We start from the raw sequence: 14,389 nt of genomic DNA on the forward strand, positions 1-14,389 counted from the left end.
CTTTTAGTCCGCGCGTGAACTGTGTATATGGGCAACTCGCGGACTGAAAGTCCGCGCTACAATTTTTCAGGCTCCCCTCTCCGCGGGAGAGGGGCCGGGGCCGTGCCCGGCAGGGGTGAGGTGAATGGGAGGCTACTCTCAACCAATAATTCCAGCGTGCTTCGACAGGACCAAGCGGGCTTCGCTGAGCCACTGGGTAATGCAGGCGTATTCTTGCTGGGTCATCCAGCGGTTGTATTTGCCGCGCACCTGCACCACGGTACGGTTGGCCGTCACTTCAATGGTCAAGCCACGGGTACGTCCACAGTCAGGGAGAAAATGCCGCAGTTGCCCATTCGACAGGACTGCACGTAAGTCGCCACGCAATTGCGTTGCGCATTTCCCTCCTCCTGCAGTTGCCCGTAGGTGGTGAGCTGTTCGATGCGCACCGGGCCGGCCTGAAAATTGGCTACCGGCAAGCCCGCCCAGCTGATGCTGCCCGGGATGACTGCGCCGCCCGATTGGCGACGCGCCCGCGCCAGGCCGCGGTGCCATTGCTCGGTTTGGGCGAGCACCGACGCCATGCTGCGGCCTTTGAGCGTAAAGCCCGGTTGGGCTGGCTCGGTACCGATGCCCACGCTGCGCTTCTGGTGAATCCAGTCGCAGACGGGGCCAAAGTGCCGCGGGTCGACCATGGGCGCGGCCACAAAAAAGTCGACCACGCTCAGCCAGAACGCATCATCCGCCAAGGGAGCCCTTCCCAGCCGCGACTCCATCACCACGCCCCACCAAGCCAGCGCGCCGCGGGCCGACAGTTGGGCATAGCGCAAGGCTTCGCGGAAGGTGCAGCCGGCGGGCGCTTCCCGCAGGCCGTGCTCCACCCGTTTGTTCAGCGGCACGGGCAACTGGGAAAAGCTGCGGAGCGAATGCCCCTGGCCCAAGTGCAGGGTCAGGTCGGGCAGGTTCACACCGTCTTCCACCAGCGTCAGGCGAGTCCAGGAGTCAATCAGCCAGTCCGGCGTGTTGCCGTAGCGGTCGAACAAGTGCCGCACCAGGCTGGTGAGCTGCCGGTACGCATTGCTGCTCTTGGGCTTCCAGTCGGCCACTTCGCGCACTCGCTTGTCGTACCGCTGGGCCAGGGCCGCTACGCCCAGCGCCAGTTCGGGCCGATGCAACAGCTCCGTGCGCTTGGCGGCCAGGGCCCGCAAAGCACCTCTGACATTGCCTTTCTCCGCAACCGACAGGTCACCCGCCATGCAGGCCCCGTACAGCTGCGACAGCTCAGAATTGGCACCCAAACTTGCGTAAAGCTCATAGGGAGAACCGAAGGAAAGAAGGTATTCAACTTGTTTGGGCTGGGGCCATTTGCGCCAGCTCACGTGTTGCGCCAGCGCAACGCCGGCCTGCTGCCATCGGTAGGCTTCGGCCGAAATAGGTTTGTTACGGTTTGCCATAATGCGGGGCCTGCCCGCAGACAGCGCCTAGCTAAAAAGTGAGGAGGTGGGCGCACGCATTTGGCGCCCCGATTTCAATTGTTTCTCAGGGCGCGAATTGTGGCGCCCGCCGTTACCATCGGCCGCTGCTCGCAGCGGCCGGTCCGCACCAAGCGGAATTGCAGCAGGGTTTGTTAAGTAGAAGCGCATGGCTAAAACGGAGGAATTAGGAATGAGAAATCAGGTGTTTATTCGTAAGATTTAATCGCAGAATCAATTGCTGCATGATTAACAATTAATTCAATTTACTCTGGGCGTATTTATCCTATCCAAATAAAAACTCAATTTTATTTGGCAGGTAAAGACACGAAAAAGCCCGGCTTTTTGATGGGCCGGGCTTCTCAACTTCGTGGGGTTTACGCCGAGATTATCGGCGCTTCCAACAAGCGTGAAAAGCACGGCCGCAGCTATCCAACTGGCCGCAATCGGGCCGTTTTGTAAACTGCTTGGGCAGGTAACTGGGGCGGATATTGTGCATCAGGTGAATGAGATAAGCGGTTTGAAACCGACTAGCAACAAAAAACCCGAGCGTTATGGGCTCGGGCGGTGTCAGGTTTTAGCGGGTGCTAAAATCAGGCAAACGTACCGAGCGGGAGCAGCCGTTCTGGCTGCATCTTATTCGAATTGCTGGTGAATGTTAGGTGCCGGTACATGGTTGTTTGCTTTTGGTGCGACAAAGGTTGGTTAATAAATTTTATTCCGCAAATAATTTTCAAATTAATTATTAAATATTTTTCGCAAACCCAATTAATACATCAACCAACATAGTTTTGGCAGAAAAACTATTTTCTAATTAATCGATTTACTCGCTAACCTCCCCTACCGCTTCGCAGTACACTGCCCACATGCCGCGCCTCGCTACTTCCGACCATTACACTCTGGCTTTACCCGAGGGGCACCGCTTCCCCATCGCCAAATACGCCCTCATTCGGGAGCAGCTGCTGTGGCAGGGCATTGCGGCGGAAGCGGACTTTTACGAGCCCGGCCTGTGCGCCGAAGAAGATGTGCTGCGCGTGCACACCGCCGAATACTGGCACAAAGTGCGCGACCTGCAGCTGAGTCCCACCGAAGTACGCCGCCTGGGCCTGCCCCAGAGCCCGCAGCTGGTGCGCCGCTCGTTGAGCAGCAGCGCCGGCACGCTGCAGTCGGCCCGGCACGCGCTGCGCGACGGCGTGGGCCTGAACCTGGCCGGCGGCACCCACCACGCCTTTGCCGACCGCGGCGAGGGCTTTTGCGTGCTGAATGACCAAGCCATTGCGGCGGCACATTTGCTGGCGCACGGTTTGGCTCAACAAATATTGATTGTTGACCTTGATGTGCACCAGGGTGACGGCACGGCGGCCATTTTCCAGCACGAGCCGCGCGTTTTTACATTCTCGATGCACGCCGGGGCCAATTACCCGTTGCGCAAGGAGCAGTCAGACCTGGACTTACCATTGGAGCTGGGGATGCAGGACGCCGACTACTTGCGGCTACTTGCTGCCACGCTGCCGCCGCTAGTGGAACGAGTACAACCCGATTTTATCTTCTACCAAGCCGGGGTGGACGTGCTGGCCACCGACAAGCTGGGCAAACTGGCCCTGACGCCCGCCGGCTGTCGGCAGCGTGATGAGCTGGTGCTGGGCCTGTGCCACGCCCGCACCCTGCCGGTGGCCGTGAGCATGGGCGGCGGCTACTCCGAGCGGCTGGCCGACATCGTGGACGCGCATTGCAATACGTTTCGGGTGGCGTTTGAGCTGTGGCCGTAGGCCCCCTACTCCTCTGCCGTACCTTTGCACACGATGAAAAAAGCTGATTCTGCGCAACCTGCTACCATTAACGTACCCGCTCGGCAAGTAGAGCAGCCCAGTGGGTCGCCTGCGCAACAGGCATTCCGGCAGGCCATTCTGGACGTGGAGAACCTGCGCGAACGGCTGCGTGACCTACGTGCCGAACAGGCCGAAGCGCGCCGCCGCTACTGGCAGCAAGTGGGGCCGGCGGCGGCCGCGGTGGTGGCCGCCCGGCGCGGCCTGTTCCCTTCGTTAGAAGAGGCGTTGCTGCTGGGCTACTTCAGCCGTTTGGAAGAAGAGCAGATTACGGAACTGATTTTGGGGAATGCGCGGGCGCTGGAAGACCGTTTTGGCGAGGATGAGGGCGCTATCATTCGGAAGTATGCGCCCAAGGGCCACGCCTCGATAAATACGCCAGAGACATCAGCGGCCAACGCTGCAGGTTCTAAAACAGAACCGGAATACGTCCCCGACCCTACCTTGCCGCCGCACGAGCAGGCCGCCGCGGCTGCCCGAGCGCGGCGTAAAAGCAAAACCCAACGCAAACAAGAAGCCGAAGCACAAGCCGACCAACGGCAACTAGAAACCAACGCCAAAACCATTTACCGCCAACTGGCCCGCACCCACCACCCCGACTTGGAACGCGACCCCGAAAAGCAAGCCGCCAAAACTGCCCAAATGCAGCGCATCACCGAAGCTTACGAGGCCGACGACCTGTACACGCTCCTGCAGCTACTGGCGGAGTCCGGCCCGGCCGATGCCGACTCAGACGACGTGCTCACGCGCTACACCCGCGCCTTGCTGCAACAACAAGTACAGCTGAAGCAGGAAATGAACGAGCTGAAGTACGGTCCCAACGGTTTCGTCACGGCCTCCGGCAAAAAGCAGGAGTTGGAACTACGCCAGCTCAAGCGCGACCTGCGCGCCGAGGCCGAATACGTGCAGCACATCGGCCGGCTCGTGCAAGAGCCCGAAGGATTGCGCGACGTGCTCCGGCAACTAGCCGCCGAGGGCCTGAGCAGTATTTAAGTCATCCCGCAAAACCAGGCCGGCAGGCTGCGCACAGCTTGGCGGTGTGGTTTATGCCGGTCAGCTATTAGCCTCTTAAGCCCCTTTTGAAGCTAAAATCTCCACCATTTCTATCTGAGGGGGCTAGCCCAAAGGTCGGCGTGGGTGCTTAAAGCAGCAGCTACCTGACCGGCTAGGTGGGCTTTGCGGCCGGCCTCATCCGGAAAAGTATCGAAGATGCCGAACGTGGAAGGGCCCAGACGCAGGGCGTACCAAGTGGTGGTAGCGGGCTTGGCTTCCACAATCAGCAGGGCGCCAGCCAGGAAATCAGCGACGGTTTGTTCGTGGCCGGATTTTACTTCGAGGCGGACCAATAGGGCTACTTTTACCATGGGTTGTCGGCGTTAGGAGAGTATTCCTGCCCACAACAAAAGCAGAACCTTTTTTGATTATTGCAGGCTGGTTGCTAGGCGATAAAATCAACGGCCGCCCACACCACTTCGGCGTCGCGCATAATGCGGTTGTGCCCCAAGCCCCGGGTGGCATGCAGCACGGCGCCGGGCCAGGCGGCCGCAATTTGTCGGCCCTCCGCAAACGGAATGATTTCGTCTTCTTCGTCGTGCATCACCAGTACTTTTTCTGCCCCACCAGTTGGGCCAGCGGCGGCAGCAGCGAAGGAGTTAACCGCACGCCCCGTCACCTGCTCCACGTGCTGCACGAAGCGTGCTACAAAATCAGTCGACAAGTACAGGAAATCGGCAAAGCGGCCGGCTACCTCCCGCGGGCCGACTGGCGCACTCAGCAGCACCAGGCGCGGCAAAGCTGCGCCACCGGGCAAGCGCACCGGCATGCCGGCCACCGACGCCGCGCCAAACGAATGCGCCACGATGGCCCGCACCTCCCCCACGGTGTCGACAACGGCCTGCACGGCCCCGCCAAAATCGGTTAGCGTGACCTGCTTGCCGCCTGAGGCGCCGTGGCCGGGGCCATCCAGCGCCACCACGCGGTAGCCAGCCGCCAGCAACGGCTGCACCCACGCCCGCCAAAAGCTGGCTCGGTGCTCCCACCCGTGCACCAATACCACCGCGGGCGCCGCCACCGGCCCCCATTCATACACGGCCACCGGGCCGGTGTGATAGGCAAGGGTGCGACGCCGCGCGTCCTGCATAGCGCTTGCTTCCCAGTCCTTCACCGGCAGGCGGCGCGGCGAGCAAAACACCTTCCAAGCCAACTTGAAACCCAGGCCCGGCGCCACCGCCGAAAGTACCTTCAACTGCCAGCGCAGCAGCCGCAAGCCCGCGGGTGGCGACGGATAACGCACGCGTGGGGCCGCGGCGCGGGCATGCTCCTCAATCGGGTAATAGTCTTGCGCAGGCGAGAAGGTGTTGGTCATAGCACAGAGAAAATAAGGTGATGCAAAAACACATGTCCCGCAACGACACCGCCGCGTTAGGCCAATAATTCCAGCCGGAGTTGGCCCACAATGACTTGGAAGGGGGTTTCGTCGTGCACGCGGGCCACTTGCAAGGCGCCCGCCAGGGTGGTGAGCACCTGCGCGGATTTGGCCGCGGGGCTCCCCACAAAGCGCAGGGTGCCGGTGGCGCGGCCCACGGCCAGCACCTGGGCCAACCACTCGGTCAACTCGCGGTTGAAGGTGCGCAGCTCGGCTTGCATGGGCAGCGGCAAGGTTCGGAAATCAGCCGCCAGCGACCCAAACAAGCAGACCCGGCGCTCCTGCCCCAGGTGGTTGTCGTACACGGCCAGCAGCGCCTCAAATTGCTCAACGGGCGAAAGGTTGGCCACGCGGGGCAGGTCGCGCCACTTGCGCAGGCGGCGCAGCTGCCGCGTCACAATGGCGGTGCCCAAATCGTCCTTGCTGGGGTAATGGTAGTGAATAGCAGCCGGCTTGATGCCGAGTTCTTTGGCCAGGTGCTGGTAGCTAAAGGCATTGAAGCCGCGCTCTAAAAGCAAGGCTTCCGCCAAATCAAGAATGCGCGTGCGGGTATCGGGCGCGAGCGTAGTAGTTTGCTGAGCTTTGTTTGCCATTGCGCTACAAATATACCACTTACTTACTAATTAGTAAGTAATCAAATTACTCCCAAAAAACAGCCCTTTCCTGTTTAGGAAAGGGCTGTTGCACTTGAAGCACCAAATGCTTGGGTGGTGAGAGCTACTCTTCGGCTCCTTGGCCCAGCGCGTCGACGGCAGCCTGCACGGCTTCGGCGCGATAGGCGGGCGCGGTAGCCGGGGCCTTCAGAAGCCGCAGCAGGCGCTGGTATTTCTGGCGGCCCTCGGCCAGCATTTGCTCGCTCACTTCGATGGTGAACACGCTAAAAGGCTCCACTTTTTGCACGCCCACCAGCAAGAACCGCTCGGCGTGAAGGGCATCGGTGTAGAAGGCGGCTTGCCGGTCATAATCGTAGGCCGAGCATTGCCAGAGGAAATGGTCGGCATCCCGTGCCATGGTCGTTTTAAAATCGATGATGGTGAAGGGCTGGTCGGGATGGTTCACCACGAGGTCGGCGCGCAACTTGCATAGCGTGTCGGTTTCGGGCTCGGTAAAGAGCACGCTGACTTCGGGCGTGCCGGCTTCGAGAAGCTCCACCAAGTGCGTGTTCATCTTCACGCCCTCCACCAGCCACCACACCAGCGTATCGTTTAGGCCGGGCTGACCAGCCACGTAATCGTCGGGCTCGAGTAGTGCGGTGTGGAAGGCAGTGCCAAAGCTCAATGCGCCTTCGTTGGAATTGGTTTGGGGGCGCGGGGGCCGGCCGTCGAGGGCATCGCGCAGGCGCGACAAGTCGGAGTTGGCAATGGCGGGCAGGGCGCGGTACGTGTCGTAATCGAGGCGTAGCAGGTCGGGGCGGCGGAAGGGGGCGGCGGAGTCGGGCATGGATGAAAAGGTAACAGCTAAAAGCGCGTAATGGCTCCGCTTGCGTGCTACGTTTCCGGCAAATCGCCGGTTTTCACCGGGCCCTCGTACTCGAAGCAGCGGAGGGCCAAGGCCCTGTGCATTCATCCTGCTTTTCCCACTTTTATGGCTGCTTGGATTCCCTACGCCTTGCTCTCAGCCCTGTTTGCGGCCCTCACCGCCATCTTCGCCAAAATTGGCATCCGGGGCGTCGACTCCGACTTGGCCACGGCCGTTCGCACGGTCGTCATCCTCTTAGTGGCGTGGGGCATTGTGTTGGCGCGCGGGGCCGCAGCCGGCTTGCCAGCCATCACGGGACGCACGTGGGTCTTTTTGGTGCTGTCGGGTCTGGCCACGGGCGCCTCCTGGCTCTGCTACTTCCGCGCCCTCAAACTAGGCCCCGTGAGCAAAGTAGCGCCCGTTGACAAGCTAAGCGTGGCCCTGGCCCTGTTGCTGGCGGTGCTGTTTCTGGGCGAAACCATTTCAGTGCGGGGTGCACTGGGCGCGGGGCTCATTTTAGCCGGCACGGTGGTGCTGGTCTGGGCATAAAGTGCGAGACGCAAACTGAGCGGTTCCCGCCCCCGCTACCGTATTGATGCGGGCGTCTGGGTTTACGCGTTTGCTGATTTAAACAACAGGCTTCCTTCCTTCCACCGCTGAACTTTGCTGGCAATTTCAGCCAATCCCAAGTTGTGAATGCTGCCCAAATGCGTGGTCTGGAACTCACGGTGCGGCGCGTAGCTGCCGTCTTCCACGGCGCGGCCCACTTGCTGGTAGGCATCGCGAAACGGCACGCCGGCAATAATTAGCTGATTGATGTTTTCGACTGAGAAAATGGCGTCGTATTTCGCCTGCTCAATTACGCCCGGCTTAATCTTGATTTCGGGCAGCGCAAACAGCAGGATGTCCAGCAAATCGGAGAATTGCACCATCGGCCCGAACAGCATCTCCTTCAGCAGCTGGAAGTCGCGGTGATAGCCGCTTGGCAGGTTGCTGGTGGCCATGATAATGTCGTTCGGTAACGCCTGCAGGCGGTTGGCGTGACCGCGTACCAACTCAAACACGTCGGGGTTTTTCTTGTGCGGCATGATGCTGGAGCCCGTCGTAAACTCTTTCGGCAGCGTTACAAAACCCAAGTCCTGGCTGTTGTACATCACCAAATCATACGCCAGCTTGCCCAGCGTGCCCGCCGCTCCCGCAATGGCAAAGGCCAGCGTTTTCTCGGTTTTGCCGCGGAGCATTTGGGCGCCCACCGCACTCACGGCCACACTGCCAAAACCCATCTCACGGGTTGTCATTTCCCGGTCAATCGGAAAGCTGCTTCCAAAGCCCGCCCCGGAGCCCAGCGGGTTTTGGTCGGCCACGGTGTGGGCGGCGTCAAACAGCGCCAAGTCCAGCAGCAAATGCTCAGCATAGGCCGAAAACCATAGTCCAAAGCTGCTCGGCATCGCCGCCTGAAAATGCGTATAGCCCGGCAATAGGTCGTTTTTGTGAGCTTCTGCCTTCTGCAGCATTACTTCGACCAGTGCCAGCATCTGAGCGGCAATCCGCTCCGTGTAATCCTTGATAAAAAGCTGAATGGCCGTCAACACTTGGTCGTTGCGCGAACGAGCCGTGTGGATTTTCTTGCCCGCATCGCCAAATCTCTCGGTCAGGTAATGCTCTATTTTAGAATGGACGTCTTCAAAATCAGCTTCGATTTGAAACGTGCCATCTGCCACCTGCGCTAGCAGTTCATCCAACCCCGTAATTAATTGTTGCCGCTCGGCTTCCGAAATCAGTCCGGCCTTCTGCAGCATGTTGGCCTGGGCTTTTGAGGCCAGCATGTCGAACGGCGCGAGGTACATGTCCAGCACCCGGTCCTGGCCCACCGTGAATTTTTCGATGGTATCGTTCACCGAAAAACCTTTTTCCCAAATTTTCATAATTCACCTATTTAAAAAGCCCGTCATGCAGAGCGCAGCGAAGCATCTTGCCCGCTACTACTAATTACTTATTGCAGGCGAGATGCTTCGCTGCGCTCTGCATGACAGTTACGAACCTAGAGTTAAAACGAGAAATCCGTCAGCAGCGTGATGTAGTCTTGAATAGCGGCGCGGATTTCGCTCACTAAAATGTATTCGTCGGGCGTGTGCGAACGGGCACTTTCCCCCGGTCCCATTTTCAGGGTTTCAAATGGCATCATTGCTTGGTCCGACAGTGTGGGAGAGCCATACGTCGTCTTACCCAGGGCCAGTCCTCTCCGTACCAGCGCATGATTCTCACTAATGCGAGATGAGTTTAAATGCGTTGAGCGCGGCACAATTTCCGACTGCACATTAGCGCGAATAACGTCGACTACCTCCTGGTTTTGGTAGAGCTCATTTGTGCGCACATCAATCACAAACTGGCAGCGGTCGGGCACCACGTTGTGCTGCGTGCCAGCGCTAATCTGCGTGACGGTGGTTTTCACCGGTCCGAGCAGCGGCGACACCTGCGGAAACTGGTACTGCCTGAGCCATTGAATGTCGTCGAGCGCCTTATAGAGAGCGTTTTCGCCCTCGTCACGGGCGGCGTGGCCGGTCTTGCCATAGGCAGTAGCATCAAGCACAATGAGGCCTTTTTCAGCAATTGCCAGGTTCATGCCCGTGGGTTCGCCCACTATGCCAACGTCGATTTTACCCAGCAGAGGCAAGACACTTCTAATCCCGTTTGGGCCTGAAATTTCTTCCTCTGCAGTGATGGCACAGATTAAATTAAATGCAGTAGGCTTGTCTCGGAAATACAGAAACGTTGCCAGCAGACTCACAGCGGCAGCCCCTGCGTCGTTGCTGCCCAAGCCAGTTAATTTATCTCCTTCCAGCACCGCCCCAAATGGGTTGTACGTCCAAGCTGCGCCGGGCTTTACGGTATCATGGTGCGAGTTGAGCAAAATAGTCGGTTTGTCAACATCAAAATGCTTCGAAACTGCCCACACGTTATGCTGCTGGCGCTGGGCCTCTACGCCTTGCTTTAGCAGGAAAGATTGAATTAAATCTGCCGTGCCAGCCTCCTCTCGTGAAAACGAAGGCTTCTTGATGAGCCGAATTAATAAATCAACGGCCTCATTAGTCAATTGATTTACTAATTCAGACATAAGGTCGTTTTCAACTGCTCACTTATGAAAAGAGCATGCTCAATAATTACTTTATCTACACCAAATTGCAAGGCATCAAATGCATTTTCCAATTTAGGCAGCATGCCGTCAGCAATAATTCCGCTTTCTTTTAATTCTCCGTAGTTAGCAAGCGTAATTGTTGTAATTACCGATTTATCGTCATTTACATCAGCCAACACACCGCGTTTTTCAAAGCAAAAGTGTAATTCTACCGCATAGTATGGGCTCAACGCTTTTGCTACCGATGCGGCAATGGTATCGGCGTTGGTGTTCAGCAATTGGCCCATTCCGTCGTGGTTAATTGGGCAAAAAACGGGCGTCAGCCCAATAGCAAGCAATTGGCGAATCAGGTCCGTGTTCACGCTAGCTTCGCTCAGGTCACCTACGAAGCCATAGTCAATCTCACGCACCGGCCGCTTGGCGGCTTGTATCACGTTGCCGTCCGCCCCGCTGAGGCCCAGCGCGTTGACGCCATTTTTTTGCAGCGCTACCACGATTTGTTTGTTGGTCTTGCCGGCGTAGAACATCGTCACCAAGTCCAGCGTGACCGCATCGGTGATGCGGCGGCCGTTTACCATGCGGGGTGCAATGCCGAGGTTGGCCATCATTTCGCTGGCGCCTTTGCCGCCGCCGTGCACCAGGATTTTTGGCCCGTCTATTTCCGAAAATAAGCGAATGAATTCCAGCAAATCAGACTCATTGTCGATGATGCCCCCACCAATTTTAAATATTTTTAATTCTGGTTTCATTGTTCCTTGCCCTACGCGCAAACCTGATTGATGGAATGTTACCATTTCAAAAAAACCACGGGAAGTGTTGCGGGCAAAAGTAGGGCCTTTTACATTTGCGGCAGAATTGAACCACTTGGTCCGGCCCTTCGTTAGTGCGCCGAATCGACATAATCCCTGCCATGACCCTTCCGGTTTCTTCGTTCACTTTGCCCGCCCCCGCCGCTTGGCCGGGTGTAGCCGGCGTGTGCGAAACCGCTTGCGCCTTGGTACGACGACCCTAGCGGCTTCAGCAGCCGCATGTTGGCCCCTTGGCCAGCCCCTTTGAGCCGGGCCAGTATCCGCTCAACTTACAGACAGGTTTGGGCTTTAGCAGGATTTTCCCGTATACAGCGGGTTTCCGGACAGCCACGCATCTATCCCTAAGTTTCTCAATCAACAATGACAATTCGGGTTGCAACGGCAGCGGACGCTCAGTACGCTGACCAATTATGTCAATGGTACGTCGAATCGGCCAAAACACGGGGTACGGGCATCGCCAAGCGCGAACCGGCTTACGTGGCCAAAAAGATGGAAAGCGGCGACGCAATTATCGCCTTTGTGGAGGACGAGTTGGCAGGCTTCTGCTACATCGAAACGTTTGATGACAAGTCCTTTGTGGTTAACTCGGGCCTGGTAGTAAATGCCGAGCTGCGCAAGCACGGCGTGGGCCGCGCCATCAAGCAGGCCGTGTTCGACTTGTCGCGCACGAAATATCCGCAGGCCAAGATTTTCGGCATTACGACCAGTTTGGCCGTGATGAAAATCAATACCGACCTCGGCTATGAGCCGGTTACATTCTCGGAGCTAACCCAGAGCGAAGATTTTTGGAAAGGCTGCAAAAGCTGCAAAAACTTCGGCATCCTGATGGAAAACGAACGCAAAATGTGCCTCTGTACCGGCATGCTCTTCGACGCGGCCGATAAGCTCGTGCAGGTCCAGGTACCCGACTTCGCGACCATGGTCACGCCACCCCTACCTATTGGCACCGACCCTGCCCCCTCCTCTGAAACCGATTCTGCATCCTAATGAAGAAAAAAGCCATTCTCGCCTACAGCGGCGGCCTCGACACCTCGTTTTGCGCCGTGTATCTGTCACGCGAGCTCGACTTGGAAGTCCACACGGTCATCGTTAATTCCGGCGGTTTTACGTCTGAAGAATTAGCCGCTATAGAAAAGCGGGCCTACGAGTTGGGCTCGGTGAAACACGAGGTAATTGACGTTACCACTCGTTTTTACCAGGACTGCCTACGCTACTTACTGTTTGGCAATGTGCTGAAGAACGACACCTACCCGCTGAGCGTGAGTGCCGAGCGCATGTTTCAGTCGCTGGCCATTGCCGAGTATGCCCGCGCCAACGAGGCCGACTATATCGTGCACGGCAGCACCGGAGCCGGCAACGACCAAGTGCGTTTCGACGTGGCTTTTGCAGTTATCGCGCCCAAAACTGAAGTGCTTACTCCCATCCGCGACCTGAAATTGTCGCGCCAAGCGGAGATTGAATACCTGCAAAAGCAGGGCTTCGAAATGAGCTGGGAAAAGGCTCGCTACTCCATTAACAAAGGCATTTGGGGCACTAGCGTGGGCGGCGTCGAAACGCTGACTTCGCACGAGTCGCTGCCCGAAAGCGCCTACCCGTCGCAGCTGCAACGCCAAGATTCAGAGCGCGTGGAAATCACCTTCGAACGCGGTGAGCCCGTGGCCCTGAATGGCGAAATGCTAGAGCCGGTGGCGCTGATTCAAAAGCTGAACGAACTGGGCGCGGCATTCGCCGTGGGCCGCGACATTCACGTGGGCGATACCATTCTGGGCATCAAAGGCCGTGTGGGTTTTGAGGCACCCGCGCCGCTCATCCTCATCAAGGCCCACCACTTGCTCGAGAAGCACACTAGCACGCGCTGGCAGCTGCTGCACAAGGACTACATCGCCAACTGGTACGGCACGCTGCTGCACGAGGCGCAGTACCTCGACCCGGTGATGCGCGACATGGAAGCCTTCCTGGAATCGTCGCAAAACCACGTGTCGGGCAAGGTTTTCGTCAACCTGAAACCTTATCAGTTCGAGTTGCTCGGTATCGAGTCGAAGTACGACATGATGCAGTCGAAAGTGGCCACCTACGGCGAGGAAAACAACGCCTGGGATGCCCGCGACGCCCGCGGTTTCATCAAGATTTTTGGCAATCAGCTGAAAATTAGCGGCAGCCTGCACGATGAAAATTAAGGCTGGCATCGTAGGCGGCGCCGGCTATACCGCCGGCGAGCTCATCCGCATTCTGCTGCACCACGAGTACGTGGAGTTGGGCGGCATCGTGAGTTCTTCCAACGCGGGCAACCCCGTTTACCACGTGCACGACGACTTGGTAGGCGAGACCGAGCTGGTGTTTGCCTCGGAACTGGCCGGCGACGAAGACGTGCTGTTTTTGTGCTTGGGCCACGGCAACTCCAAAGCGTGGCTGGAGAAAAACCCGCTGCCGGAAACCACGCACGTCATCGACCTGAGCAACGATTTCCGCCTGGAAGCGGATGCCGAGTTTCAGGGCCGCGAATTCGTGTATGGTCTACCGGAGCTGAACAAGAAATATATTCAGCAGGCGCAGAGCATTGCCAACCCTGGCTGCTTCGCCACGGCCATTCAGCTGGCGCTGCTGCCGCTGGCGCAGGCTGGCCAACTCACCGACGATGTGCATGTGTCAGCCATCACCGGCTCCACCGGCGCCGGCCAAAGCCTCTCAGAAACGGTGCATTTCTCTTGGCGCACCAACAACGTGTCCATCTACAAGCCTTTCTCACACCAGCATCTCGGCGAAATCGGGGAAAGCTTAGCGCAACTACAGCCGCAGCTTGACACCGACATTCATTTCATTCCTTACCGCGGCAATTTCTCGCGGGGCATTTTCGCCAGCGTCTACACACCCTCAGATTTGACGCAGGATGAGGCACGCGAACTCTACAAAAACTTTTACGCTGACGCTCCTTTCACGACGGTTTCGGACAAAGAAATTCACCTCAAGCAGGTAGTAAACACCAATAAATGCCTGCTGCACGTGCAGAGACTTGGCAAGCAACTGCTCATCACCTCCGTCATCGACAATTTGGTGAAGGGCGCTTCGGGCCAAGCGGTGCAGAACATGAACTTGCTTTTTGGCTTGCCGGAAACGACGGGCCTCCACCTCAAATCAGTGCTTTTGTAATGATACGGAACGGTCATGCTGAGCGAAGCCGAAGCATCTCTACCGCGTAAGTAATTCAATCATTAGGATTACTTACGCGGTAGAGATGCTTCGGCTTCGCTCAGCATGACGTTCAATTCTAATTTGCAATGCTGAAG

14 protein-coding genes and 1 pseudogene are annotated in these 14,389 nt (G+C 57.8%); 6 read left to right on the forward strand and 9 right to left on the reverse strand.

Features of this window, described 5'->3' with window-relative positions; translation table 11 throughout:
* Positions 1–138: 138 nt before the first annotated feature.
* Positions 139–288 (reverse strand): hypothetical protein, encoded by a 150-nt coding sequence (locus VF629_RS12830; RefSeq protein WP_331058885.1) that lies wholly within the window; start codon positions 286–288, stop codon positions 139–141.
* Positions 285–1,277: a PcfJ domain-containing protein gene (locus VF629_RS12835; protein WP_331058886.1), complete on the reverse strand. Its 993-nt coding sequence runs from the start codon at positions 1,275–1,277 to the stop codon at positions 285–287. The genes VF629_RS12830 and VF629_RS12835 overlap by 4 nt, the downstream gene beginning before the upstream one ends.
* A gap of 1,040 nt (positions 1,278–2,317) precedes the next feature.
* Here VF629_RS12835 and VF629_RS12840 point away from each other — a divergent pair.
* Both VF629_RS12840 and VF629_RS12845 read left to right on the forward strand, forming a co-directional pair.
* Positions 2,318–3,220, forward strand: a complete 903-nt coding sequence (locus VF629_RS12840; RefSeq protein WP_331058887.1) for a histone deacetylase — start codon at positions 2,318–2,320, stop codon at positions 3,218–3,220.
* A 33-nt stretch (positions 3,221–3,253) separates the two neighbouring features.
* A complete protein-coding gene (locus VF629_RS12845) occupies positions 3,254–4,270 on the forward strand; it encodes a J domain-containing protein (RefSeq protein WP_331058888.1) in 1,017 nt (338 codons plus the stop codon).
* A 75-nt stretch (positions 4,271–4,345) separates the two neighbouring features.
* Here the strand turns inward: VF629_RS12845 and VF629_RS12850 are convergent.
* The 4 genes and pseudogenes from VF629_RS12850 to VF629_RS12865 form a co-directional block, all read right to left on the reverse strand.
* Positions 4,346–4,641 (reverse strand): annotated as a pseudogene (locus VF629_RS12850) (putative quinol monooxygenase).
* A 74-nt stretch (positions 4,642–4,715) separates the two neighbouring features.
* A complete protein-coding gene (locus VF629_RS12855; protein ID WP_331058890.1) occupies positions 4,716–5,642 on the reverse strand; it encodes an alpha/beta fold hydrolase in 927 nt (308 codons plus the stop codon).
* A gap of 56 nt (positions 5,643–5,698) precedes the next feature.
* Positions 5,699–6,295 (reverse strand): TetR/AcrR family transcriptional regulator, encoded by a 597-nt coding sequence (locus tag VF629_RS12860; RefSeq protein ID WP_331058891.1) that lies wholly within the window; start codon positions 6,293–6,295, stop codon positions 5,699–5,701.
* A gap of 124 nt (positions 6,296–6,419) precedes the next feature.
* Positions 6,420–7,142, reverse strand: a complete 723-nt coding sequence (locus tag VF629_RS12865; protein WP_331058892.1) for a PD-(D/E)XK nuclease-like domain-containing protein — start codon at positions 7,140–7,142, stop codon at positions 6,420–6,422.
* 144 nt (positions 7,143–7,286) lie between these two features.
* Here VF629_RS12865 and VF629_RS12870 point away from each other — a divergent pair, with 144 nt between their 5' ends.
* The gene (locus tag VF629_RS12870; RefSeq protein ID WP_331058893.1) at positions 7,287–7,709 is read left to right on the forward strand and encodes an EamA family transporter; all 423 of its coding nucleotides are present in this window, start codon (positions 7,287–7,289) and stop codon (positions 7,707–7,709) included.
* Between the two features lie 62 nt (positions 7,710–7,771).
* Here VF629_RS12870 and argH read toward each other — a convergent pair whose 3' ends face one another.
* From argH to argB, 3 genes are all read right to left on the reverse strand, one after another.
* On the reverse strand, positions 7,772–9,085 hold the full coding sequence (gene argH / locus VF629_RS12875; RefSeq protein WP_331058894.1) for an argininosuccinate lyase: 1,314 nt from the start codon (positions 9,083–9,085) through the stop codon (positions 7,772–7,774).
* A 122-nt stretch (positions 9,086–9,207) separates the two neighbouring features.
* Positions 9,208–10,275, reverse strand: coding sequence for a M20 family metallo-hydrolase (locus tag VF629_RS12880; RefSeq protein ID WP_331058895.1), 1,068 nt, complete (start codon positions 10,273–10,275; stop codon positions 9,208–9,210).
* A complete protein-coding gene (argB, locus tag VF629_RS12885; protein WP_331058896.1) occupies positions 10,263–11,090 on the reverse strand; it encodes an acetylglutamate kinase in 828 nt (275 codons plus the stop codon). The genes VF629_RS12880 and argB overlap by 13 nt, the downstream gene beginning before the upstream one ends.
* A gap of 375 nt (positions 11,091–11,465) precedes the next feature.
* Here argB and VF629_RS12890 point away from each other — a divergent pair, with 375 nt between their 5' ends.
* The 3 genes from VF629_RS12890 to argC are packed head-to-tail and all read left to right on the forward strand — an operon-like array spanning position 11,466 to position 14,252.
* Positions 11,466–12,092, forward strand: coding sequence for a GNAT family N-acetyltransferase (locus VF629_RS12890; RefSeq protein ID WP_331058897.1), 627 nt, complete (start codon positions 11,466–11,468; stop codon positions 12,090–12,092).
* Positions 12,092–13,282 (forward strand): argininosuccinate synthase, encoded by a 1,191-nt coding sequence (gene argG / locus VF629_RS12895; RefSeq protein WP_331058898.1) that lies wholly within the window; start codon positions 12,092–12,094, stop codon positions 13,280–13,282. The genes VF629_RS12890 and argG overlap by 1 nt, the downstream gene beginning before the upstream one ends.
* On the forward strand, positions 13,272–14,252 hold the full coding sequence (argC, locus tag VF629_RS12900; RefSeq protein ID WP_331058899.1) for an N-acetyl-gamma-glutamyl-phosphate reductase: 981 nt from the start codon (positions 13,272–13,274) through the stop codon (positions 14,250–14,252). The genes argG and argC overlap by 11 nt, the downstream gene beginning before the upstream one ends.
* The last annotated feature ends 137 nt before the right edge of the window (positions 14,253–14,389 follow it).

This window comes from Hymenobacter sp. (assembly GCF_036388155.1).
Lineage (GTDB): Bacteria > Bacteroidota > Bacteroidia > Cytophagales > Hymenobacteraceae > Hymenobacter.

Coding starts and splice junctions, on each gene's coding strand:
- argC (WP_331058899.1), top strand. CDS start 13,272: ATGAAAATTAAGGCTGGCATCGTAGGCGGCGCCGGCTATACCGCCGGC.
- VF629_RS12860 (WP_331058891.1), bottom strand. CDS start 6,295: ATGGCAAACAAAGCTCAGCAAACTACTACGCTCGCGCCCGATACCCGC.
- argH (WP_331058894.1), bottom strand. CDS start 9,085: ATGAAAATTTGGGAAAAAGGTTTTTCGGTGAACGATACCATCGAAAAA.
- argB (WP_331058896.1), bottom strand. CDS start 11,090: ATGGTAACATTCCATCAATCAGGTTTGCGCGTAGGGCAAGGAACAATG.
- VF629_RS12890 (WP_331058897.1), top strand. CDS start 11,466: ATGACAATTCGGGTTGCAACGGCAGCGGACGCTCAGTACGCTGACCAA.
- VF629_RS12845 (WP_331058888.1), top strand. CDS start 3,254: ATGAAAAAAGCTGATTCTGCGCAACCTGCTACCATTAACGTACCCGCT.
- VF629_RS12840 (WP_331058887.1), top strand. CDS start 2,318: ATGCCGCGCCTCGCTACTTCCGACCATTACACTCTGGCTTTACCCGAG.
- VF629_RS12855 (WP_331058890.1), bottom strand. CDS start 5,642: ATGACCAACACCTTCTCGCCTGCGCAAGACTATTACCCGATTGAGGAG.
- argG (WP_331058898.1), top strand. CDS start 12,092: ATGAAGAAAAAAGCCATTCTCGCCTACAGCGGCGGCCTCGACACCTCG.
- VF629_RS12865 (WP_331058892.1), bottom strand. CDS start 7,142: ATGCCCGACTCCGCCGCCCCCTTCCGCCGCCCCGACCTGCTACGCCTC.
- VF629_RS12870 (WP_331058893.1), top strand. CDS start 7,287: ATGGCTGCTTGGATTCCCTACGCCTTGCTCTCAGCCCTGTTTGCGGCC.
- VF629_RS12880 (WP_331058895.1), bottom strand. CDS start 10,275: ATGTCTGAATTAGTAAATCAATTGACTAATGAGGCCGTTGATTTATTA.